Source organism: Pseudarthrobacter sp. 1G09 (assembly GCF_050038305.1).
GTDB classification, from domain to species: domain Bacteria; phylum Actinomycetota; class Actinomycetes; order Actinomycetales; family Micrococcaceae; genus Arthrobacter; species Arthrobacter equi.
Genome location: NZ_CP188306.1, coordinates 2,171,241 through 2,193,609 on the forward strand (window position 1 = coordinate 2,171,241; position 22,369 = coordinate 2,193,609).

Annotated in this window: 16 protein-coding genes; 11 read left to right on the top strand and 5 right to left on the bottom strand. The window is 65.9% G+C overall.

Features of this window, described 5'->3' with window-relative positions; translation table 11 throughout:
* Nucleotides 1–4: 4 nt before the first annotated feature.
* Together ACP3TD_RS09980 and ACP3TD_RS09985 are read right to left on the bottom strand one after the other, a co-directional pair.
* Nucleotides 5–1,303, bottom strand: coding sequence for an ABC transporter permease (locus ACP3TD_RS09980; protein ID WP_426762706.1), 1,299 nt, complete (start codon nucleotides 1,301–1,303; stop codon nucleotides 5–7).
* A complete protein-coding gene (locus tag ACP3TD_RS09985; RefSeq protein WP_426762708.1) occupies nucleotides 1,300–2,238 on the bottom strand; it encodes an ABC transporter ATP-binding protein in 939 nt (312 codons plus the stop codon). Before ACP3TD_RS09985 ends, ACP3TD_RS09980 begins: the two co-directional genes overlap by 4 nt.
* Before the next feature lie 94 nt (nucleotides 2,239–2,332).
* Between ACP3TD_RS09985 and coaE the strand changes: the two genes are divergently transcribed.
* From coaE to ACP3TD_RS10005, 4 genes are all read left to right on the top strand, one after another.
* Nucleotides 2,333–3,547 carry a dephospho-CoA kinase gene (gene coaE / locus ACP3TD_RS09990; RefSeq protein WP_426762710.1) on the top strand — a complete coding sequence of 405 codons (1,215 nt, stop codon included), beginning with the start codon at nucleotides 2,333–2,335 and terminating at the stop codon, nucleotides 3,545–3,547.
* An 80-nt stretch (nucleotides 3,548–3,627) separates the two neighbouring features.
* Nucleotides 3,628–5,742 (top strand): excinuclease ABC subunit UvrB, encoded by a 2,115-nt coding sequence (uvrB, locus tag ACP3TD_RS09995; RefSeq protein ID WP_426762711.1) that lies wholly within the window; start codon nucleotides 3,628–3,630, stop codon nucleotides 5,740–5,742.
* Nucleotides 5,743–5,946: 204 nt separating this feature from the next.
* A complete protein-coding gene (locus ACP3TD_RS10000; protein WP_426762712.1) occupies nucleotides 5,947–6,975 on the top strand; it encodes a TerC family protein in 1,029 nt (342 codons plus the stop codon).
* A gap of 108 nt (nucleotides 6,976–7,083) precedes the next feature.
* A complete protein-coding gene (locus tag ACP3TD_RS10005; protein ID WP_426762713.1) occupies nucleotides 7,084–8,505 on the top strand; it encodes an MFS transporter in 1,422 nt (473 codons plus the stop codon).
* On the opposite strand, the gene ACP3TD_RS10010 is transcribed toward ACP3TD_RS10005, so the two are convergent.
* The 3 genes from ACP3TD_RS10010 to ACP3TD_RS10020 are packed head-to-tail and all read right to left on the bottom strand — an operon-like array spanning nucleotide 8,491 to nucleotide 12,860.
* The gene (locus tag ACP3TD_RS10010; RefSeq protein WP_426762714.1) at nucleotides 8,491–9,810 is read right to left on the bottom strand and encodes an alpha/beta fold hydrolase; all 1,320 of its coding nucleotides are present in this window, start codon (nucleotides 9,808–9,810) and stop codon (nucleotides 8,491–8,493) included. The two genes, ACP3TD_RS10005 and ACP3TD_RS10010, sit on opposite strands and share 15 nt — an antisense overlap.
* Nucleotides 9,803–10,303 (bottom strand): N-acetyltransferase family protein, encoded by a 501-nt coding sequence (locus ACP3TD_RS10015; RefSeq protein ID WP_426762715.1) that lies wholly within the window; start codon nucleotides 10,301–10,303, stop codon nucleotides 9,803–9,805. Before ACP3TD_RS10015 ends, ACP3TD_RS10010 begins: the two co-directional genes overlap by 8 nt.
* A 13-nt stretch (nucleotides 10,304–10,316) precedes the next feature.
* Complete coding sequence (locus ACP3TD_RS10020) at nucleotides 10,317–12,860, bottom strand: DEAD/DEAH box helicase (RefSeq protein ID WP_426762716.1); 2,544 nt, start codon at nucleotides 12,858–12,860, stop codon at nucleotides 10,317–10,319.
* A 121-nt stretch (nucleotides 12,861–12,981) separates the two neighbouring features.
* On the opposite strand from ACP3TD_RS10020, the gene ACP3TD_RS10025 reads away from it, so the two are divergent.
* The 7 genes from ACP3TD_RS10025 (at nucleotide 12,982) to ACP3TD_RS10055 (ending at nucleotide 22,291) form a co-directional block, all read left to right on the top strand.
* Nucleotides 12,982–13,761: a trans-aconitate 2-methyltransferase gene (locus ACP3TD_RS10025; protein WP_426762717.1), complete on the top strand. Its 780-nt coding sequence runs from the start codon at nucleotides 12,982–12,984 to the stop codon at nucleotides 13,759–13,761.
* A gap of 175 nt (nucleotides 13,762–13,936) precedes the next feature.
* Nucleotides 13,937–15,691: an ABC transporter ATP-binding protein gene (locus ACP3TD_RS10030; protein ID WP_426762718.1), complete on the top strand. Its 1,755-nt coding sequence runs from the start codon at nucleotides 13,937–13,939 to the stop codon at nucleotides 15,689–15,691.
* A gap of 20 nt (nucleotides 15,692–15,711) precedes the next feature.
* A complete protein-coding gene (locus ACP3TD_RS10035; RefSeq protein ID WP_426767194.1) occupies nucleotides 15,712–17,493 on the top strand; it encodes an ABC transporter ATP-binding protein in 1,782 nt (593 codons plus the stop codon).
* Nucleotides 17,490–17,870 carry a GntR family transcriptional regulator gene (locus ACP3TD_RS10040; protein ID WP_426762720.1) on the top strand — a complete coding sequence of 127 codons (381 nt, stop codon included), beginning with the start codon at nucleotides 17,490–17,492 and terminating at the stop codon, nucleotides 17,868–17,870. Before ACP3TD_RS10035 ends, ACP3TD_RS10040 begins: the two co-directional genes overlap by 4 nt.
* Before the next feature lie 47 nt (nucleotides 17,871–17,917).
* Nucleotides 17,918–20,839 (top strand): excinuclease ABC subunit UvrA, encoded by a 2,922-nt coding sequence (uvrA, locus tag ACP3TD_RS10045; RefSeq protein WP_426762722.1) that lies wholly within the window; start codon nucleotides 17,918–17,920, stop codon nucleotides 20,837–20,839.
* Nucleotides 20,840–20,919: 80 nt separating this feature from the next.
* On the top strand, nucleotides 20,920–21,636 hold the full coding sequence (locus ACP3TD_RS10050; protein WP_426762724.1) for an HAD hydrolase-like protein: 717 nt from the start codon (nucleotides 20,920–20,922) through the stop codon (nucleotides 21,634–21,636).
* Nucleotides 21,623–22,291, top strand: coding sequence for a lysophospholipid acyltransferase family protein (locus ACP3TD_RS10055; protein ID WP_426762725.1), 669 nt, complete (start codon nucleotides 21,623–21,625; stop codon nucleotides 22,289–22,291). Before ACP3TD_RS10050 ends, ACP3TD_RS10055 begins: the two co-directional genes overlap by 14 nt.
* Nucleotides 22,292–22,369: the final 78 nt, after the last annotated feature.

The window sequence follows — 22,369 nt, forward strand, 5'->3', positions numbered from 1 at the left end:
GGCACTACCTGCCGGCGGCCTCGCGCGGACGGCGGCGCAGTGTCTTGGCCAGCGAGAGTTTGCCGGTGTACTGGATGGAGCCGTAGCGGAACAGATGCACGGACAGGCGCATCATCAGGACGCCGACAATGAACAGCTCGGCGATCACGATGATCGACTCGGCGGGGCTCAGGGTTCCGAAGCCGTTCCGGAGCATGGCGGTCACGGGCGCCGAGAGCGGGAAGTAGGTGAACGCCTGCACAATGGGGGACTGGGGATCGCTCAGGATGAGGCTGATGGCGTAAAACGGTACGAAGATCAGTGCCATCAGCGGGCCGAAGACCACACCGGCTTCCTTGGCGTTGGGCATCACCGCGCCAATGGCACCCAGGACTGCGGTGAACAGCAGGAAGCCGCCCAGCAGCAGCAGTGCGCCCACCAGCAGCGGCCCCGGTTCGAACACCACGTCGGAGAGGTTGATCTCCGGCAGGGACAGCCTGTCCCTGAAGAAGGCGAAGCCTATGATGACCGGTGCCAGGAACACCGAAATCTGGACGAGGCCCACCAGGAGGAGCGAGATGATCTTCCCGATGATCAGGGTGGTGGGGTTCAGCGTGGTCAGGATCATTTCAGTGACCCTGTTCTCCTTTTCTTCCAGCGTGCTGTTCAGCATCTGGTTCGAGAGCAGGATGATCATCACGTAGAAAAGCACCAGGAACATCAGCGGCGGAACGGCGGCGCCGAAGCCACCGGATGCCTGCCCGTCCCGGTAAGTCTCGGTGTCCACCTTAACGTTCCCGCTGGCTGCCGCCGTGAGTTGCGGCGAACCGATGTCTGCCTGGGCCGCCAGCATGAGCAGTTGCTTGGCCACCGCCTCGTAGGTCCCGTTGGCGAAGACGCCGCGGTCCGTGCCGTACACCTGCACCGGATCGACGGCGGGGTTGGCCGGATAGGCGAAGTAGGCGTCCACCGTGCCGCCCTTGACGTCAGCGAGTGCCTGCTCCGGGTTGACCGCCTTGGTCCCGCCGGCCGCCCGGCCGGCGGCCTCCGGAATGATCCCCGACGCGTCCGTGTAGGTGAATGACAGCGCTGCATTCTTCTGGGCATCCGCGGACGCGCTGGTGGAGCTGTTACTGACGAAGATCAGGGCGAAGACGATAGCCGTCACCACGGGGATAGCCAGTGTGGCGATCCAGAACCGCGGCTTTTTAGTGGTGCGGAAGAACTCAAACCCCACTACGGTGCCCAGATTGTGCCAGCGCACGGCGGGGCGCCGGGCCGGGATGGGCGGAGTGGGCGATGAACGTGTTGGTGCAGAGCTCATGGCCGGGCCTCCACGGGTCGGTTCTGTTCGCCGTAGACCCTGATGAAGATTTCGTCCAGGGAAACGCGGGCTGTGGTGAAACTGCTGACGCTGACTCCGGCGGTGACAAGCTCCCGCAGGACGGCAGCCTGCCCTGTGCCCGGACGTGGCGCCAGTTCGGCGTACCCGCCGGAGTCGAGTGCGATGTCGTACTGGGTGGATCGGGGCAGGACGCCGTCGTAACTTACCCGGTAGACGGTTCCGCCGAACTGCTCCTGCACCTCCTCCACTGTGCCGTAGGCGCGGGAGGTGCCGTCCTTGAGGAGGATGACGCGGTCGCAGAGCCGCTCCACTTCTTCCATCTGGTGGGTGACCATGATGACCGTAGCGCCGGCCAGCTTCTGTTCTTCGATGATGTCCATCAGCAGGCGGCGGTTTACGGGGTCGAAGCCTTTCGTGGGTTCGTCCAGGATCAGCAGTTCCGGGGCGTTCATGATGGTGACGCCGAGTTGGATCTTCTGCTGCTGGCCACCGGAGAGCTTGTCCAGGTTGGCGGCAGCCTTGTCCGCCAGCTGAACGCGCTCAAGGTAATCGAGGGACCAGGCTTTGGCCTGTGCCTTGCCCAGGCCCTTGAGCCGGCCGAAATAGACCATGACGTCCAGGACCGGTTCCTTTTTATACAGGCCGCGTTCCTCCGGCAGGTAACCCAGCCGGGCGCCGTCGCTGGGTTCAAAGGGTTTCCCGCCAATGTGGAGCGTCCCCGCGGTGGGCTGGTAGATCCCCAGCAGGGCCCGCAGGGTGGTGGTCTTTCCTGACCCGTTGCTTCCCAGGAACCCGAACGATTCCCCGGCACGCACATCGAAGGACAGGTCCCTGATGACGGTGGCGTCTCCGAAATCCATCCGGAAGTCCTTGATGTGGACCAGCGGCTCCGTGGCCGCGCCCCCTGCAGTCATGGACTCAGACTACCGAACCACGCGCCCGTCCCGGCCTTGCGGCGCGAGCCGGAGCGTGGCGCGGAGCCGCCGGCCGTCCGTCTAGGCTGGGACGGTGCTGAAGATCGGATTGACCGGCGGGATCGCGTCAGGGAAGTCGGTGGCTGCCTCCCGGCTGAAGGAGCGCGGGGCGGTCCTGGTGGACGCGGATGCACTCGCCCGCGAGGTGGTGGAGCCCGGCACCGAGGGCCTGGAACGCATCGTGGCGGAGTTTGGCCAGGACATGCTCGACGCCGAAGGCCGGCTTGACCGCCCGCGGCTCGGAGAAGCGGTGTTCGGCAACAAGGACCGCCTGGCCGCGTTGAACGGCATCGTGCATCCGCTGGTGCGCTCCCGGGCGGCGGCCATCACGGCAGCCGCGCCGGAAGATGCGGTGGTGGTCCAGGACATTCCCCTGCTGGTGGAGACCGGCCAGGGCAGCAACTTCCACCTTGTCCTGGTGGTGGATGCCCCGGACGGGCTGCGGCTGGAACGGATGCAGCAACTGCGGGGCATGAGCGCTGAAGCGGCGCGCGCGCGGATGGCAGCGCAGGCCCCGCGGGATATCAGGCTGGCCGCGGCCGACGTCGTCCTGGACAACTCCGGCACCCTGCAGCACATGCTGGAGCAGGTGGACAGCCTTTGGGACACCCGCCTGCTGCCGTACGCCCGGAACCTGGCAGCCGGCGTCCGGGCCAAAAGGACCGGTGCGCCCGTCCTTGAGGCGTACCGGGATGACTGGCCGCAGCAGGCTGCGCGGATCGCCGCGAGGCTGATGGCTGCGGCACCAGGGGTAATCCTCGCAGTGGACCACATCGGCTCCACCTCCGTCCCGGGCCTGGCCGCGAAGGACGTCATCGACCTGCAGGTTGCGGTGCCCGGACTGGACGCATCGGACCGGCTGGTGCCGTTGCTGGGTGCTGCAGGCTTCCCCCTGGTGCCCGGTGCCGGCCAGGACACGCCGAAACCAACCGACTCCGACCCGGCGCAGTGGCAGAAGCGGTTCCACGCGAACGCCGATCCCGGCAGGGCCGTCAACATCCACGTGCGGATGGCAGGCTCTCCCGGCTGGCGTTACGCCCTGCTGTTCCGGGACTGGCTGCGGCTGGACGGGCAGGCGCGGCAGCTGTACGGGGCTCATAAGGCTGAACTTGCAGAGGGCTTCGCCGGCGCTGCCAGCACCAGGCCGTACGCGGAAGCCAAGGAGCCGTGGTTCACGGACGTCGCGTGGCCCGCCATGGCAGCGTGGGCCGCCGCAACCGGGTGGGAACCGCCGTCGTACGCTCCCTGAACACGCCGATACCGCGCTGGGCTGTTCGCCCGTAACGGATTGGACCGTCCAGTGTCAGTGCCCGGTTGTAGATTAGATCCATGAGCCTTGCGCAGGATATCAACCGTGTTGTAGCGCCCTTCGAAGTCATCAGCGAGTTCAAGCCGGCCGGCGACCAGCCTGCCGCCATCGCCGACCTGACGGAGCGGATCAACAACGGCGAGAAAGACGTGGTGCTGCTGGGCGCCACGGGTACCGGCAAGAGTGCCACTACGGCCTGGCTCATTGAGCAGGTGCAGCGGCCCACCCTGGTGATGGTCCAGAACAAGACCCTGGCCGCGCAGCTGGCCAACGAATTCCGTGAACTGCTGCCCAACAACGCGGTGGAATACTTCGTCTCCTACTACGACTACTACCAGCCTGAGGCGTACGTGGCGCAGACGGACACCTTCATCGAGAAGGACTCGTCCATCAATGAGGAAGTCGAGCGGCTTCGGCACTCCGCCACGAACGCCCTGCTCACGCGGCGCGACGTCATTGTGGTGGCCACCGTGTCCTGCATCTACGGCCTGGGCACCCCGGAAGAGTACATCGCCGGCATGGTGACGCTGCGCAAGGGCGCCGAAATGAACCGGGACGACCTCCTCCGGAAGTTTGTCTCCATGCAGTACGCCCGTAACGACATGGACTTCCACCGCGGGACGTTCCGTGTCCGCGGCGACACCGTGGAAATCATCCCCATGTACGAGGAACTCGCCATCCGGATCGAGTTCTTCGGCGACGAAATCGAAAACATCCAGACCCTTCACCCGCTGACCGGCGAAATCATCCAGGATGAAGAGGAAATGTACGTCTTCCCGGCCTCGCACTATGTGGCCGGTCCGGAACGGATGGCCCGCGCCATCAAGCGCATCGAGGACGAACTGGCCGAGCGGCTCCAGGTGCTGGAGAGCCAGAACAAGCTCGTCGAGGCCCAGCGGCTGCGCATGCGCACCACCTATGACCTGGAAATGATGCAGCAGATGGGTTTCTGCAACGGCATCGAAAACTACTCCTCCCACATCGACGGCCGTGCCCGAGGCACGGCGCCGCACTGCCTGCTGGACTACTTCCCGGACGACTTCCTGCTGGTCATCGACGAATCCCACGTGACCGTGCCGCAGATCGGCGCAATGTACGAAGGTGACATGTCCCGGAAGCGGAACCTCGTGGACTTCGGCTTCCGGTTGCCCTCCGCTATGGATAACCGGCCGCTGAAGTGGGACGAATTCCTTGAGCGCGTCGGCCAGACGGTTTATCTGTCGGCAACGCCCGGCAAGTACGAGCTGGGCAAGGCTGACGGCTTTGTCCAGCAGATCATCCGGCCCACCGGCCTGATCGATCCCGAGGTGGTGGTCAAGCCCACCAAGGGGCAGATCGACGACCTCCTGGGCGAGATCAGGACGCGTACCGAAAAGAACGAACGCGTCCTGGTGACCACCCTCACCAAGCGGATGGCCGAGGACCTCACCGACTACCTGCTGGGCCACGGCGTCAAGGTCGAATACCTGCACTCGGACGTCGACACCCTGCGTCGTGTGGAGTTGTTGAGGGAGCTGCGGATGGGGACCTTCGATGTCCTCGTTGGCATCAACCTCCTGAGGGAGGGCCTTGACCTGCCCGAGGTCTCCCTTGTCAGCATCCTCGATGCCGACAAGGAAGGCTTCCTCCGGTCCTCCACGTCGCTGATCCAGACCATCGGCCGCGCGGCCCGTAACGTCTCAGGCCAGGTGCACATGTACGCGGACCGGATCACGGACTCCATGGCCCACGCCATCGATGAAACCAACCGGCGCCGCGCCATCCAGGTGGCCTACAACACTGAGCACGGGATTGATCCGCAGCCGTTGCGGAAGAAGATCGCCGACATCACGGACCAGCTGGCCAAGGAAGACGCCGACACCGATGCACTGCTGGGCAGCTTCGACTATGGCAAGGGCAAGCGCGGCATCACGGGGGCAAACAAGCCCGGCGCGAAGAAGGTCGCTGCGCAGGTACGGGCGGACGGCCTGGCCGCAGCACCGGCAGAGGACCTGGTGGGCATGATCGCGCAGCTGACCGAGCAGATGCACGGGGCTGCGGCGGAACTGCAGTTCGAAGTGGCCGCCCGGATCAGGGACGAGGTCGGCGAGCTGAAGAAGGAACTGCGCCAGATGCAGGCCGCCGGCCACGCCTGACACATACGTCACCACGGGGTGGCATCCAGCTGCGCTGCGGTACAGTTAACGTCACGTAGGGGAGTATCCTGAGCGCTACGATCGTCAACACGCAGGGCATGGTTGCCCAGCCGGGCGTAGCGGGCCAGCCGCATCAGCACCAAGTGCACAGGCTGGCCGGAGAGACTTACACCGCATCTCTGTACCCCGCGAAAGGCTACCCCTGTGCTCGAATTGCCCTTGTGGTTCGAGGTCGGCTCATTTGTCGTCCTCGGCCTGATCCTCCTGATCGACCTGCTCCTGGTCGTTCGGCGCCCGCACGAACCGTCCATGAAGGAAGCCGGACTGTGGGTGGCGTTCTACGTCACCCTGGCCCTGCTTTTTGCCGGCGCCATGTTTATCTTCGCCGGACACGAGTATGGCGGCCAGTTCGTTGCAGGCTGGGTCACTGAGTACAGCCTGAGCATCGACAACCTCTTCGTCTTCATCATCATCATGGCCAGGTTCTCGGTGCCCAGGAAGTACCAGCAGGAAGTGCTGATGGTGGGCATCATCATCGCCCTGGTCCTGCGCGGCATCTTCATCCTCCTCGGCGCCATCGTGATCGAGCAGTTCAGCTGGGTGTTCTACATCTTCGGTGCGTTCCTGCTGTGGACCGCATGGAAGCAGGCCCAGGATGAAGGCGAAGACGAAGAGGACAAGGAAAACCCCCTCATCGCCCGGATCCGCAAGGTCATCCCCATGTCGGAGAAGTTCGACGAAGGCAAGCTGCGCACCACCGTGAACGGCAAGAAGGTTTTCACCCCCATGCTGATCGTGTTCATCACCATCGGCCTGACGGACCTGCTGTTCGCCGTCGACTCGATCCCCGCCATCTTCGGCCTCACCCAGAGCCCGTTCATCGTGTTCACCGCCAACCTGTTTGCCCTCATGGGCCTGCGCCAGCTGTACTTCCTGCTCGGCGGCCTCATGAACCGCCTGGTGTACCTGAAGCACGCCCTGTCCGTCATCCTGGCGTTCATCGGCGTCAAGCTGGTCCTGCACGCCATGCACGTGAACGAGCTGCCGTTCATCAACGGCGGCAATCACATCGAATGGGCACCCGAAATCCCCACCTTCGTGTCCCTGGCGGTCATCGTTGGCACCATCATTATCGCCGTCGTTGCCAGCCTGCTCAGCTCCAAGGCCAAGGAAGCCCACATGGACCCGCGCCTCGAAGACGACGTCCGGAAGAGCCACAGCGACGCCGAATAGACCCGCCTTCCCGCTTCAAAAGACCGCAGTCCCGGCAGCATCAGCGCCGGGACTGCGGTCTTTGTTTAACCGCTGCTGGACGGCGTCCCACGGGGTTATGCTCGGTCCATGGCCACCATGGCGGGGCATGAGGTTGTACGGGTGCAGCGGCGCACTGTGGCCCTTTTGGCTGCGGCGCAGGTTTTTGGCGGCATCGGCACGGGCGCCACCGTCTCCATCGGCTCCATCCTCGCCGTCGAACTGTCCGGCTCCAGCGCCTGGGCAGGTGCTGTGGCCACCGTCATGACCCTCGGTGCCGCCGTGACGGCATTGCCGCTGGCGGCACTGGCGGACCGCAGGGGCCGCCGGGCAGGCCAGGTGGCCGGCATGCTCGCAGCGCTGGCCGGCGCGCTCCTGATGGTGCTCTCTGTCGTGACCGGGGCGTTCGTGCTCCTCATGCTGGGTGCGGCTGGCATCGGGGCAGGCACCGCAGCGAACCTGCAGGCCCGTTTCGCCGCCGTCGACCTTGCCGACTCCGGACACCGCGGCCGGGCGCTGGCGACGGTCGTCTGGGCGGTCACCATCGGCGCTGTGGCCGGCCCGAACCTGATCCAGCCGGGCGCCGCCGTCGGACTGGCGCTGGGACTGCCGCCGGTGGCTGGGCCATTCGTCATTTCCAGCGCCGGACTGGTGGTGGCCATCATCCTCGTGTTCGCCGGCCTGCGGCCGGACCCGCTGCTGCTGGCGAGGGAACTTGCGGCCCCCACCGCGGGGCCGGGAGGCCGGCCCCGCCCGCACGCTGCCGGGCAGGAGGCTGCGGCTCACCGGGACATGGCCGCCCACTCCGCCGGGGCTGACCGTGCCGCCCGTGCCGGTATCGGCACGCATCTTCGGCCGAAGCCGGCAGGAAGGCTCACCACCGGCCTGCGGGCCATCCGCGGTTCCCGGATGGCGCTGCTGGCCGTCACCGCGGTGGTTGGTGCCCACGCCGTCATGGTGGGGGTGATGTCCATGACGCCGCTGCACCTGCAGCACCTGGTCGAAGGGGCGGGTATGCCGCACGCCGGCCATGCATCCGACGGCGCAGCCCTGGTGATCATCGGCTTCACCATTTCACTGCACATCGCCGGTATGTTCGCCCTGTCCCCGGTCATGGGATGGCTGACGGACAGCGCAGGCAGGACGGAAACGATCATGCTCGGCTGCGCCACGCTGATGGCGGGCGTCGCCGTGGCCGGCTTCGGGCAGGACTCCACCGCCGCGGTGGCCGCAGGGCTGGTGCTGCTGGGGCTGGGCTGGTCAGCATCCACCGTGGCCGGGTCCACGCTGCTGGCCGAAAGCGTGGGGCAGGACGCACGCGTGGTGGTCCAAGGGGTCTCGGACATGCTGATGGGTGCGGCGGGAGCCGTGGGCGGCGCGGCCTCCGGCCTGGTCCTGAGCGGGGCGGGATACTTCGGCCTCAACATGCTTGCCGGCGCTGTCGCCGCCTGCGTCCTGGCTGCTGCGGCCATGGCCAGGGTTTCGGCGCACCGGCAATCAGCGGCGGCCTGACGCCACCATTGCCAGCAGCCGCGCGAAGATTCCCTCACCGTCGTCGGCGATTCCGTCGTGGTGGAAATCGCCCGTTTCCCAGACCTGGAGGCCGCGGACCGTGGCTGCAGTCTCCAGGGACAGTTTCCGGTCCACGTAGATGTCGTCCGAATAGACGGCAGCGGCCACCGGCACCCGGTTGGCGGCGAGCCTGCGGACGTCGTAGAGCGGCTTCCAGTCGTTTTTGGCGGCCAGCAGTCCGGCCACCTCCCGGAGCGGCCGCAACGCGGGGTCCTGATCGAAGTACCAGGGGTAGACCATCTCACCGGTGAGCAGCAGCGGTTCGGCGTCGGCCCGGAATTCGGGGTACTCGTCCAGTACCCGCCAGGCGGCCCAGTCCGTGGCCTGGCCCTGGCCATAAATCGACTCGTGCATCAGGGCGTACAGCGGGTTGGAACCCCGCGAGACGACGCCGTGCACCTGCTCCAGGAACCCGTCCGAAAGCCTGGGCCCCTCGGGAGTGTCCGTGAAGGCGTCCTCGAGCAGGTAGTGGAGGCTGTCCACCCGGGTGTTACCGCCCAGGAACGCCCCCAGCATCTGCAGCCGCTCCACTGTGAGCGGGCTGCCGTCGGGCAGGGCTTCTGGCCTGCTGCGCAGGTGCCGGGCGATTCGTTCCAGCGCCTCCCGGTCCTCCGGGTACCACGAGAAGTACTCCGCGTTCCGGGCCGCAACCCGTTGGTACGTGGCACGGTATACATCGTCCGCCGGACCCGTCAGCGGGGCGAGGCCGCCGGTGATGAGCACCTGGCGGAGGGCCTCCGGTGCGAAGGAGAGATAGGTCAGGGCACAGAACCCGCCGTAACTCTGGCCATAGATGGTCCAGTACGGAATGCCCAGCGCTTTGCGGATCAGTTCTGCGTCGGCAACGATCGAGTCCGCGCGGAAGTGCTCCAGGTAGGCGGCCTGCCGGGCGGCCGCACCACGCAGTGGAAGCGTATTGCGGTCCGCCGGGGTGGACAGGCCGGTTCCGCGCTGGTCCAGCATGAGGATGCGGAAGTCCTTGGCCGCTGCCTTGCTCCAGCCGCCCAGGGACCCGAACCTGTTGCCGCGCCCTCCCGGGCCGCCCTGCAGGAACAACAGCCAGGGCAGGTTTTCCGCTTGCTCGGTGCTGTGGGCGGCAGCAACATACTCGCGGGCAAAGACGGTGATGGTTTCTGCGTCCCCGCCGGTGGCGGCATGGTCCAGGGGCACGGTGAAGACGTGCTCCACGGTGCGCATGCCGCGGAACTCATGGCGGGCACGGATCCGGTGGCCTGCCTCAGCCATGGGCCGCGGCTGGAACTGGGCTGCCAAACTGTTCCAGGGCTTCGCCGGTAAGCCGGAACGTCGACCACCCGTCCATCGGCCGGGCGCCAAGGCTGCGGTAGAAGTTGATGGAGGGCTCATTCCAGTCGAGCACGCTCCATTCCACCCGGGCGTAGCCGTTCTCGACGGCGATACCCGCCAGGTGCTTCAACAGTGCCTTCCCGTGCCCCTCGCCGCGCGCCTCCGGACTGACGTAGAGGTCCTCCAGGTAGATCCCGTGAACGCCTTCCCAGGTGGAGTAGTTCAGGAACCACAGCGCGAAGCCCTGCACTTCGCCTGCCGCATTTTCGGCCATTGCCGCGAACACCCGTGGGTTATCGCCAAAGAGGGCGGCCTGCAGCATTTCCGGGGTGTTCCGGACCGCGTCAGGTTCCTTTTCGTAGTGCGCCAGTTCGTGGATCATCCGGAGGATTGCCGGGACGTCGTGCTCGGTTGCGGGGCGGATTACACTCATTGTCCGAGCTTACCTAAAGCCGGTTGACGCCCGTTACCCTCAGGACCGCGGTGCCGGTTTCGTCCGATTCCGCCAGGTTCACTTCGGCGGAGATGCCCCAGTCGTGGTTCCGTGCCGGGTCGTCGAAGATCTGGCGCACCTTCCACACCCCGGCTTCCTCCGTGATGATCAGCAGTCCGGGCCCGCGGGCGTCCGGTCCGGTGCCGATGTCGTCGTGTTCGTCGAAGTAGTCGTCCAGGGCGTCTTCCCAGCGGTCGGCGTCCCAGCCGGAGCCGCCGTCGAGTTCGCCCAGTGCCGCGGCGTCCTCATCGGCGAAGAGCTCTACACGGCGGAACATCTCGTTGCGGACCATCACGCGGAAGGCGCGGATGTTGGACGTCAGCGACGGCGGGGGAGGCGGCGGTGCGTCGTGCGGCGTGGGCATGGCCCCGGACGCCAGTTCCTCCCATTCGTCCAGGAGGCTGGAATCCACCTGCCGGACCAGCTCGCCCAGCCAAGCAATCAGGTCTTCCAAATCGTCGCGGAGCATGTCCTGCGGGACGGTTTGCCGGAGGGCCTTGAACGCATCGGCCAGGTACCGCAGCACGATGCCTTCCGAGCGGGCCAGCCCATAGAACTGGACGAACTCGCCGAAGTTCATGGCGCGTTCGTACATGTCCCGGACTACGGATTTAGGTGCCAGCTCGAAGTCGCCAACCCACGGGGCGGCCTTGCGGTAGACCTCGAAGGCCTCGGCCAGGATGTCCGCCAGCGGTTGCGGGTACGTCACTTCGTCCAGCATCGCCATCCGCTGGTCGTACTCGATCCCGTCAGCCTTCATGGCGGCCACAGCCTCGCCGCGGGCCTTCTTCTGCTGCGCGGAGAGGATCTGGCGCGGCTTTTCCAGCGTCGCCTCGATGATGGACACCACGTCCAGGGCGTACGACGGCGACTCCGGGTCCAGGAGCTCCAGCGCGGCGAGTGCGAAGGGGGAGAGCGGCTGGTTGAGTGCGAAGTTGGCCTGCAGGTGCACCGTCAGGCGGACGGTCCGGCCGTCCGGGCCCTGTTCGGCTTCCGGGATCCGTTCCACAACTTCGGCGGCCAGCAGCTCGCGGTAGATGCCCAGGGCCTTCTTCATCAGCCGGAGCTGCGCCGGCCGGGTTTCGTGGTTCTCCGTCAGCAGCCGGCGTGCGGCGGCAAACGGGTCTCCGGGACGTTCCATCAGGTTCATCAGCATGGCGTGCGTGACAGTGAAGCTGGACGCCAGGGGGTCCGGAACGGATTCCACGAGCCGCCGGTAGGTGGGTTCGCCCCAGGACACGAATCCCTCCGGGGGCTTCTTCTTCACCACCTGGCGCAGCTTCTTCTGGTCGTCGCCGAACTTGGCCACGGCCTTGGCCATGGCCTTGACGTTTTCGGTGACGTGCTCCGGGGCCTGCACGACCACGGTGCCGGCGGTGTCGTACCCTGCCCGGCCGGCACGCCCGGCAATCTGGTGGAACTCGCGGGAGTTGAGCAGCCGGGTGCGGACGCCGTCGTACTTGCTCAAAGCAGTGAGCAGCACGGTGCGGATGGGAACGTTGATGCCTACGCCCAGGGTGTCCGTACCGCAGATGACCTTCAGCAGACCCGCCTGCGCCAGCTGCTCCACAAGCCGCCGGTACTTCGGAAGCATGCCGGCATGGTGCACGCCGATCCCGTGGCGGACCAGCCGGTTGAGGGTCTTCCCGAACCCGGCAGCGAAGCGGAAGTTCGCGATGAGGTCCGCGATTTTGTCCTTCTCTTTTCGCGTGCACACGTTGATGCTCATGAGCGTCTGGGCGCGGTCGATCGCTTCGAGCTGGCTGAAGTGCACCACGTACACCGGAACCTGCCTGGTGGACAGCAGCTCTTCGAGGGTCTCGTGGACAGGGGTGTCATGATAGTAGAAATGCAGCGGGATGGGCCGCTCGGCCGAGCTCACTGTGGTGCTGGGGCGCCCGGTGAGCGTTGTGAGTCCCTTCTCAAACCGGGTCACGTCGCCCAGCGTGGCGGACATGAGGAGGAACTGCGCCTGCGGCAGTTCCAGCAGCGGCACCTGCCAGGCCCAGCCGCGCTGAGGGTCCGAGTAGAAATGGAACTCGTCCATGATGACGGAGCCCAGGTCCGCCGTGTCGCCCTCGCGCAGGGCGATGTTGGCCAGGATCTCGGCGGTGCAGCAGATGATCGGGGCGTCCTGGTTCACGCCCGAATCGCCGGTGATCATGCCCACGTTCTCGGCGCCGAAAATCTCGCAGAGCGCGAAGAATTTTTCCGATACCAGCGCCTTGATGGGCGCCGTGTAGTAGCTGCGCCGGCCCAGCGCCATAGCCTGGAAGTGGGCTGCGATGGCCACCAGGGACTTCCCGGACCCGGTGGGTGTTGCGAGGATGACGTTGGCGCCGGTGGCGAGCTCCATGATGGCCTCGTCCTGCGCCGGGTACAGGTCCAGGCCGCGGCTTTCGGTCCACTCCACGAAGCGGGTGTACAGGTGGTCGGGGTCGACGGCGGCCGACGGTCCCGGCGCGGTCAGATCGGTCAGCTGGTCAACGAGTTTCATTGTTTTCCAGCTTAGTGCCCCGCTGCGGCAGGAAATCCGTGGGTCCGGCGTACGGTGCCGCTGCCGTTGACCACGGCTAGGCTTCCCGTAGCAAAGTCAGCACCAAGGCATGGAGAAGCTTATGAAATGGGATCCGGCGAAGTACGTTCAGTTCGGCGATTACCGGAACCGCCCGTTCTTCGACCTCACCGGCAGGATCCACGCCGCCAACCCCAGCCACGTGGTTGACCTCGGCTGCGGGCCCGGCAACCTGACGGCAACGCTCGCCCGCCGCTGGCCCGGTGCCCGCGTGGTGGGAGTGGACTCCTCGGCCCAGATGCTGGGCAAAGCCGCGGAGCTCACCGCCGCGCAGCCGTCCCTCGCGTTTGAGCAGCAGGACATCCGGGACTGGCTCCCTGCCGCTGACACGGACGTGGTGGTGACGAACGCGGCGCTGCAATGGGTCCCCGGGCATCAGGACCTGCTGCGGACCTGGCTGGCCGCGCTGCGCCCCGGCGGCTGGTTCGCGATGCAGGTGCCCGGGAACTTCAACGCCCCGTCCCATCATCTGATGCGCCAACTGGCAGGATCACCGCGGTGGGCGGCCCAGCTCGACGGCGTCCTGCGGGGCGGAGAGTCCGTCAGTGAACCGGCGGACTACCTCGGGATCATGCTCGACGCCGGCTGCACCGCGGACGCGTGGGAAACCACCTACCAGCAGCTGCTGCCCGGGCCCGACCCCGTCCTGGAATGGGTTCGTGGGACTGCCCTGCGCCCCGTCCTGGCCGTGCTCCCGCCGGAGGACGGTGCCGCCTTCGAAGCGGAATACGCGGACGCGCTCCGGGCCGCCTACCCGCAGGGCCGGCACGGCACCGTGTTTCCCTTCCGGAGGATCTTCGCGGTGGGACGCAAGCCGGACTAAGCGGTTTCCGCGCCCCTGAACTGCCGCTGTGCAGCCGGCTCAACGGGGCCGTCATGTCTTTGACAGCGGGGGAAAGTGATCTGGCTTACAATGACGGAGTGGTTTCTGGGGGAGAGGCCGACGTCCGGCCCCGACGGCCCCCTACCGAACTGGAGGTTCGTTGCTGATCGGTTTGATGAGGCGCCTGCTCTCGGACCAAAAGGGCTCCGTCGCCGCCGTCGTCCTGTTGCAGCTGATCCAGGCGGCCGCCAACCTCCTGCTGCCAACCGTTAACGCCGCCATCATTGATGACGGGATTGTTCCCGGTGATACGGGCGTCATTTCCCGCTTGGGTATCGTGATGGCCGGCATTGCCGTTGTCCAGGCCGCAGCTGCCATCGCGGCAGGGTATCTGGGGGCGGTGGTGGCAATGCGGATCGGCCACCGGCTCCGCGCGGAAATCTTTGCCCGCATCCAGTCCCTGTCCTCCCTGGAAGTTGCCCGGTTCGGCACCCAAAGCCTGACTACCCGGGCCACCAACGACACCCAGCAGGTACAGTCCTTCGCCATCCTGGTGTTCACGATGCTGGTGGCAGGCCCAGCCATGGGCGTTGGCGGCATCATCCTTGCCCTGCAGCAGGACGTGGCACTGTCCGCCGTCGTCATCGTCATCGTGCCGCTGCTCGTGCTGATCATGGCCCTGATCGTCCGACGCCTCATTCCGCTCTACCGCGACGGCCAGGACCTGCTCGACAACGCCGGCGGCATCCTGCGCGAACAGATCATCGGTGCCAACGCCATCCGTGCCTTCGTCCGGCAGGACCACGAAACGCGCCGGTTCGCCCGCGCCAACTCCAGTCTCACCGACAACAACCTGCAGTCCGCGCTGCTCGTTGCCGGCATGCTGCCCCTGATCATGCTCGTGGTGAACCTCTCCTCGGTGGCCGTGGTCTGGTTCGGCGGCCACCGGATCCACGCCGGCGAGATGAACCTGGGTGCGCTGACCGCCTTCATCGCCTACATCCTGCAGATCCTCCTGGCGATCATGATGTCCATGTACGTGCTGATGACGGCCCCGCGGGCGGCAGTCTGCGCCGAGCGGATCTCTGCGGTGCTGGACACCAAACCCTCCGTCGCCGACCCCGCCGGCCCCCCGCCGTCGCGCCCTGCCGTGGCCCTGGGGGATCCGACGACGCCCCTGGCCGGGCCCGGAGCCCTGGAGTTCAGGGGTGTTGGTTTCTCCTATCCAGGGGCGGAAGCGCCGGTGCTGGCAGACCTGAATTTTGTGGCTTCGCCAGGGACCACTACGGCCATCATCGGGTCCACCGGCAGCGGCAAATCAACGCTGCTGAACCTGGTTCCGAGGTTCCTCGACACCACCGAAGGCAGCATCCTCCTCGACGGTGCCGATGTCCGGGAACTGCCGCTGGACCTCCTGCGCAGATCCATGTCGATCGTCCCGCAACACTCCCACCTGTTTTCCGGGACCATTGCGGACAACCTGCGGATGGCTTCACCCGGAGCTTCCGACCACGAACTCTGGGAGGTCCTCGAGGCGGCGCAAACCATGCGCTTCATGCGGGACCTCCCGCTGGGGCTGGCAACGCCGGTAGGGCAGGGCGGCACCAACCTCTCCGGCGGTCAGCGGCAGCGGCTGTGCATTGCCCGCGCGTTGTTGCGCAAAGCCCCGCTGTACCTCTTTGACGACAGTTTTTCCGCCCTGGACTACGACACTGACACCAGGCTTCGGCAGGCCTTGGACGTCCGGCTGGCGGCGGCCACCAGGATTATCGTGGCCGAACGCATCGCCGCAGTGGAGGATGCCCACCTGATCCTGGTGCTCGACGGCGGCCGGCTCGTTGCGCAGGGAACGCACGGCGAGCTGCTGGAAACGTCGTCCACCTACCGGGAAATCGCCGACTCGCAGCTTGCACTGGACGGGCCGCAGTGACGGCGGCGCCCGGCACCGACATGGGCGGGGCCGGTTTCTGGCGCACCGCCGGCAGGCTGCTGGGCCTGCTCCGGCCGTTCCGGGCCCTCATGCTGGGTGCCGTTGCCGCCACCTGCGGTTTCGCGGCGTTGAATGTGGCAGCCCCCAAACTCCTTGGCGACGCCACCGACATTGTGGTGGACGGGGTGGTCCGGGGAGCGCTGGACCAGGAAGGGCTCGGCCTCCTGCTGGCTGCCGTGTCGCTGATGTATATTTTCACGTCGCTGTTCAACTGGGTGCAGGGTTCCCTGACTGCCCGGTCAGTTCAGGGCGTCATGTACGGGTTGCGCGGCTCAGTGGAAGGCAAACTGCACCGGCTCCCTTCCACCTACTTCCGGGAACGGTCCCGCGGAGACGTGCTGAGCCGGGCCACCAACGACATCGACAACATCTCCCAGGCGCTGAACCAGCTCCTCACCCAGCTGATCATGTCCGTCCTGATGCTGTTCGGGTCACTCGCGATGATGCTGTGGATATCGCCCCTCCTCGCCTGCATAGCCATCGCCTCCGTGCCGCTGTCCATGGGGGTCACTGTTCTCGTGGCCCGCAGGTCGCAGGAGCATTTCGCGCGCCAGTGGACGGAAACAGGGAAGCTGAACTCCCACGTCGAGGAATTCATCACGGGCCATGAGGTGATCAAGGCCTTCGGCCAGCAGCCGCAGGTGGCCAAGGTTTTCGCGAGCAGCAACAGCCGGTTGGCCCGTGCGGCGACGAAGGCGCAGTACTCCGCCGGCGTGGTGCAGCCCCTGATGGTGCTGATGGCAAACCTCAACTACATCGCCGTCGCAGTGGTTGGCGCCCTCCAGGTCATCGCAGGTGCCATGACCATCGGCGGGATCCAGGCATTCATCCAGTTCAGCAGGCTGTTCACCCAACCGGTGGGCCAGATCGGCGGCCTGCTCAACCTGATCCAGTCCTGCGTCGCATCGGCGGAGCGCGTGTTTGCCCTCCTTGACTCGGAAGAGGACGCAGAGAGCGGCGCGCTGGAAGCGCCGTCAGACGGGCGCATCGTCTTTGACGACGTGACGTTCGGCTACCCCGGTGCTGCGCCCGCAGTCCGGAACCTGTCATTCGCGGTGGAACCTGGCCAGATGGTCGCCATTGTGGGCCATACCGGGGCGGGAAAGACCACTGTGGTGAACCTGCTGATGCGGTTCTACGAGCCGGGTACGGGCCTGATCACCATGGGCGGCACCGACATTGCCGCTGTCCAGCCGGACCGGCTCCGCGGACAGTTCGGTGTGGTGCTCCAGGACACGTGGCTGTTCGGCGGCACCATCAGGGACAACATCGCCTACGGACTGCCCGGGGCCTCGGACGAGGAGATTCTGGCGGCGGCGGAGGCCAGCTACGTGGACCGCTTTGCCAGGTCGCTCCCGGACGGCTACGACACCGTTCTGGAAAACGGGGGTGAACCCCTCAGCCAGGGCCAGCGGCAGCTCATCACCATCGCCCGGGCACAACTGGCAGGCCGGGCCGTGCTGGTCCTCGATGAGGCAACCAGCTCCGTCGATTCCAGGACGGAACTGCTGATCCGGCAGGCCATGCTCCGGCTGCGGCAGGGGAGGACCAGCTTTGTCATTGCGCACCGTTTGTCCACCGTCCGGAACGCTGATCTAATTCTCGTCATGGACCACGGACGCATTGTTGAGCAGGGCACGCACCAGGGCCTGTTGGCCGCGAACAGCTTCTACGCACGGCTCTACAACTCCCAGTTCTCTGCGGCTCCGCACCGCTCGGGTGCCCTTGAGGCCGGACTGTGAGCTCCGCAGCCGAATTCCCCGGGACGTGGAAGCCCAACTCCACCAGCACCGTGGCCCTTTTTGAACAGCTCCGCCTGCAGGTGATCCACCAGGTGGACAATGGGGCGCTGGCGCCCGGCACCAGGCTGCCTGCGGTCCGGGCACTGGCAGAGCGGCTGGACGTCGCACCGCACACTGTGGCGCGCGCCTATAAAGAGCTCGAAGCAGCAGGGATCGTGGCAACGCGCGGCAGGAACGGTACCGTGGTCTGCGCCCGTGACGAACGTCTCGGAGGGCTGTCCGACGCCGCTGCGGCCTATGCCGCCACCGCCAAAGCGCAGGGTGCAACGTTCGCGGAAGCGGTGAAGCTGCTGGCCGCCGCCTACGATGTTCCCTGAGGGCGGAACCGTGCGCGTTCGAAGAAATTTTCGATTAGCATTATGGGGTGCCTAAAGCCGTAGCCGAAGAAACAGCCGTCCCCGCTTCCTTCACCGCCACCTCTGCCGACAGCCCACAACGCCACGATCTCTCCCGCCTTGTGGTCAAGGGCGCGCGCGAGCACAACCTGCGCAACGTGGACCTCGACCTGCCCCGCGACGCCATGATCGTCTTCACTGGCCTCTCCGGATCCGGCAAATCCTCCCTCGCGTTCGACACTATCTTCGCCGAAGGCCAGCGCCGCTACGTCGAGTCCCTCTCCGCCTACGCGCGCCAGTTCCTGGGCCAGGTGGACAAGCCCGACGTCGACTTCATCGAAGGACTGTCGCCGGCGGTCTCCATCGACCAGAAGTCCACCAGCAAGAACCCGCGGTCAACGGTGGGAACCATCACCGAGATCTACGACTACATGCGCCTCCTGTGGGCCCGCGTCGGACGGCCGCACTGCCCCGTCTGTGGCGAACCCGTAGCCAGGCAGACGCCGCAGCAGATCGTGGACCAGCTGCTGGAGCTTGAGGACGGAACCCGCTTCCAGGTCCTCGCACCCGTGGTCCGGGGACGCAAGGGCGAATTCGTCGACCTCTTCAAGGAGCTTTCGGCCAAGGGGTACTCCAGGGCACGGGTGGACGGCGACCTCATCCAGCTCAGCGATCCGCCCAAGCTCGGCAAGCAGTACAAGCACACCATCGAAGTAGTGGTGGACCGTCTGGTGGTCAAGGAAGGCATCAGCCAGCGCCTTACCGACTCCATCGAAACCGCCCTTGGCCTCGCCGAAGGCCGGGTCCTGGCCGAGTTTGTCGACCTCGACGCAGACGACGCCGGGCGCACGCGGGCCTTCTCCGAAAACCTTGCCTGCCCCAACGAGCACCCGCTGGCCATCGACGAAATCGAACCGCGGTCCTTCTCCTTCAACAACCCGTTCGGAGCCTGCGCTGCCTGCAGCGGCATCGGCACCAAGCTGGAGGTGGATGACGAGCTGATCGTCCCCAACCCCGAGCTTTCCCTGTCGGAAGGCGCCATCGCGCCCTGGTCCCTGGGCACCGCCACCACCGAGTACTGGAACCGGCTCCTGGAGGGCCTGGCCAAGGAGCTCGGGTTCTCCATGGACACCCCCTGGGAAAAGCTGGGCAAGGATGTCCGCCAGACTGTCCTGCACGGCAAGGACCACAAGGTGGTGGTGCACTACCGCAACCGGTTCGGCCGTGAACGCAAGTACAGCACCGGCTTCGAAGGTGCCATCCAGTATGTCCACCGCAAGCACGGCGAAACCGACTCTGACTGGGCGCGCGACCGCTACGAAGAGTACATGCGCCAGATTCCCTGCCCTGCCTGCAACGGAGCGCGGCTGAACCCCGCCTCACTGTCGGTGCTGATCAACGGCAAGTCCATTGCCGAAGTGGCAGCGCTGCCCATGCGTGAATGCGCGGCGTTCCTGGACAACCTTGTCCTCACCGGCCGTGAGGCGCAGATTGCCCACCAGGTGCTCAAGGAGATCCAGGCCAGGCTGACCTTCCTCCTGGATGTGGGCTTGGAGTACCTGAACCTGGAGCGTCCCTCCGCCACCCTGTCCGGCGGCGAGGCGCAGCGTATCCGCCTGGCAACCCAGATTGGCTCGGGCCTGGTAGGTGTCCTTTACGTCCTCGACGAACCGTCCATCGGTCTTCACCAGCGCGACAACCGCCGCCTGATCGACACCCTCACCAGGCTCCGCGACATGGGCAACACCCTGATCGTGGTGGAGCATGACGAGGACACCATCCATGTGGCGGACTGGATCGTCGACATCGGACCGGGTGCCGGTGAGCACGGTGGCCAGGTGGTCCACTCCGGTTCCTACAAGGAGCTCCTCGACAACACCAACTCCCTGACGGGCGACTACCTGTCCGGGCGGAAGAGCATCGAGATCCCCAAGAAGCGCCGCAAGTACGACAAGAAGCGCGAACTGAAGGTGGTCGGCGCGCGGGAGAACAACCTCACCAACGTGGACGCAACCTTCCCGCTGGGCCTGCTGACGGCCGTCACAGGCGTCAGTGGCTCCGGTAAGTCCACGCTGGTCAACGAAATCCTCTACAAGGTGCTCGCCAACAAGCTCAACGGAGCCAAGCAGGTGGCCGGCCGGCACAAGACGGTCCAAGGCCTCGAACACCTCGACAAGGTGGTCCACGTTGACCAAAGCCCCATCGGCCGGACACCGCGTTCAAACCCCGCCACCTATACCGGCGTGTTCGACAACATCCGCAAACTCTTCGCCGAGACCACCGAAGCGAAGGTCCGCGGCTACCTGCCCGGCCGGTTCTCCTTCAACGTCAAGGGCGGCCGTTGCGAGGCATGCTCGGGCGACGGCACCCTGAAGATTGAGATGAACTTCCTGCCGGACGTCTACGTGCCCTGCGAGGTGTGCCACGGCGCCCGGTACAACCGGGAAACCCTTGAAGTCCACTACAAGGGCAAGACCATCGCCGACGTCCTCAACATGCCCATCGAGGAAGGTGCCGAGTTCTTCGCTGCATTTTCGCCCATCGCACGGCACCTGAACACGCTGGTGGACGTCGGCCTGGGCTACGTCCGCCTCGGACAGCCTGCCACCACCCTTTCCGGCGGTGAGGCGCAGCGCGTGAAGCTGGCAGCCGAGCTGCAGAAGCGGTCCAACGGCCGCAGCGTCTACGTCCTGGACGAGCCCACCACGGGCCTGCACTTCGAGGACATCCGGAAGCTGCTGCTGGTCCTGCAGGGGCTGGTGGATAAGGGCAACACGGTGATCACCATCGAGCACAACCTTGACGTCATCAAGAGTGCGGACTGGATCGTTGACCTGGGGCCCGACGGCGGCTCCGGCGGCGGGAAGATCGTGGCCACGGGAACCCCCGAACAGGTGGCCACCTCCACCACCAGCCACACCGCCGCGTTCCTGGCCGAAATCCTCGGCTGACCCTGAGCGGTTCAACCGGAAGTATTCCGCTGGTGGAATGCGAGTTTCGGGCACCCGTAAAGGCATGAGAAACTAACCCGGTGACTTCAACAACAGTGCCCGTGATCTTTGACCTGGACGGCACTCTTGTCGATCCTGCCGGTGGGATAACTGACGGAATCTCCTCGGCCCTGAAAGAGCTGGGACTTCCCGTGCCCAGCCAGGACCTGCTCGATTCCATGATTGGCCCCAAGCTCAGCGACGCCCTGCTGAACGTGGCGAAGGTTCCGGCGGACCGCCTCGAAGAGGCGATCCGCCGGTACCGCGCCTACTACGCGGAGAGCGGAATCGCTCAGGGCCGGCTTTACCCAGGTATCCGGGAAGTCCTGGAAACGTTTGTGGCAGCCGGCGTGCCCGTAGCCGTGGCGACGCAGAAACCCCAGACCATTGCCCGGGCCGTCCTGGCCCACCACGGCATTGACGGACTCTTCCGCGGCATCCACGGCTCCGCGGACAATGAATCCGCAGTCGACGGCGTGCCGCTCGGAAAAACGGAGATCATCGCCGCCGCCCTGAAGGACCTCGAAACCCACCACGCCGTCATGGTCGGAGACCGCGCGCAGGACGTCTCGGGCGCCATTGCCAACGGCCTGGACTGCATCGGTGTGGCGTGGGGATTCGCTCCGGATGGCGAGCTTGAGGGCGCCGGTGCCTTCACCGTCGTGGCGAATGCCGCCGAACTCGTCAACGCCGTGGAGCGGCTCCAGTCCATCCACGCCTCAGCCATGAGCGAGGTGACCAACGATGGAAATGTTTGATGTCGTCCGCTGGACCACCCGCAACCTGATCTCCGGCACCTGCCGGCCCACCGTCGTCGGCCTGGAAAACGTCCCCAAGGACGGGCCGTTCATCGTCGCCCCCAACCACCTGTCCTTCTTTGACAGCGTCATTGTCCAGGCCCTCATGCCCCGCCCGGTGGCGTTTTTCGCCAAGGCGGAGTATTTCACCACCGGCGGCGTCAAAGGGAAAGTCATGAAGGCTTTCTTCGAATCCGTCGGCTCCATCCCGGTGGAACGCGGTGAGCAGGCCGCCAGCGTCCAGGCGCTCAAGACCCTGCTGGACATCCTTGAATCAGGCAAGGGAATCGGCATCTACCCGGAGGGCACCCGCTCCCGGGACGGCCTCCTCTACCGCGGACGCACGGGCGTTGGCTGGCTGGCATTGACCACCGGGGCGCCCGTGGTTCCCGTGGGCCTGATCGGCACTGAAAACCTGCAGCGGGCCGGCGAAAAAGGCGTGAAGCCCCAGCACTTCACTATGAAGGTGGGGGAGCCGCTGTACTTCGATAAAACCGGGCCGGACCACTCGCTGCCTGCCCGGCGCGAAGTGACGGACCGCATCATGGACGCCATCGCCGAACTCAGCGGGCAGCAGCGCTCCACCAGCTACAACCAAAGCAAAGTCGCGGAGTAGGGCGAGGCATTTGCACCCGCGGTGTGCCCGCCGGGAATAAGTACTCCCGAAAATTCCGCGGCGGCAAAGTCGGGCGGC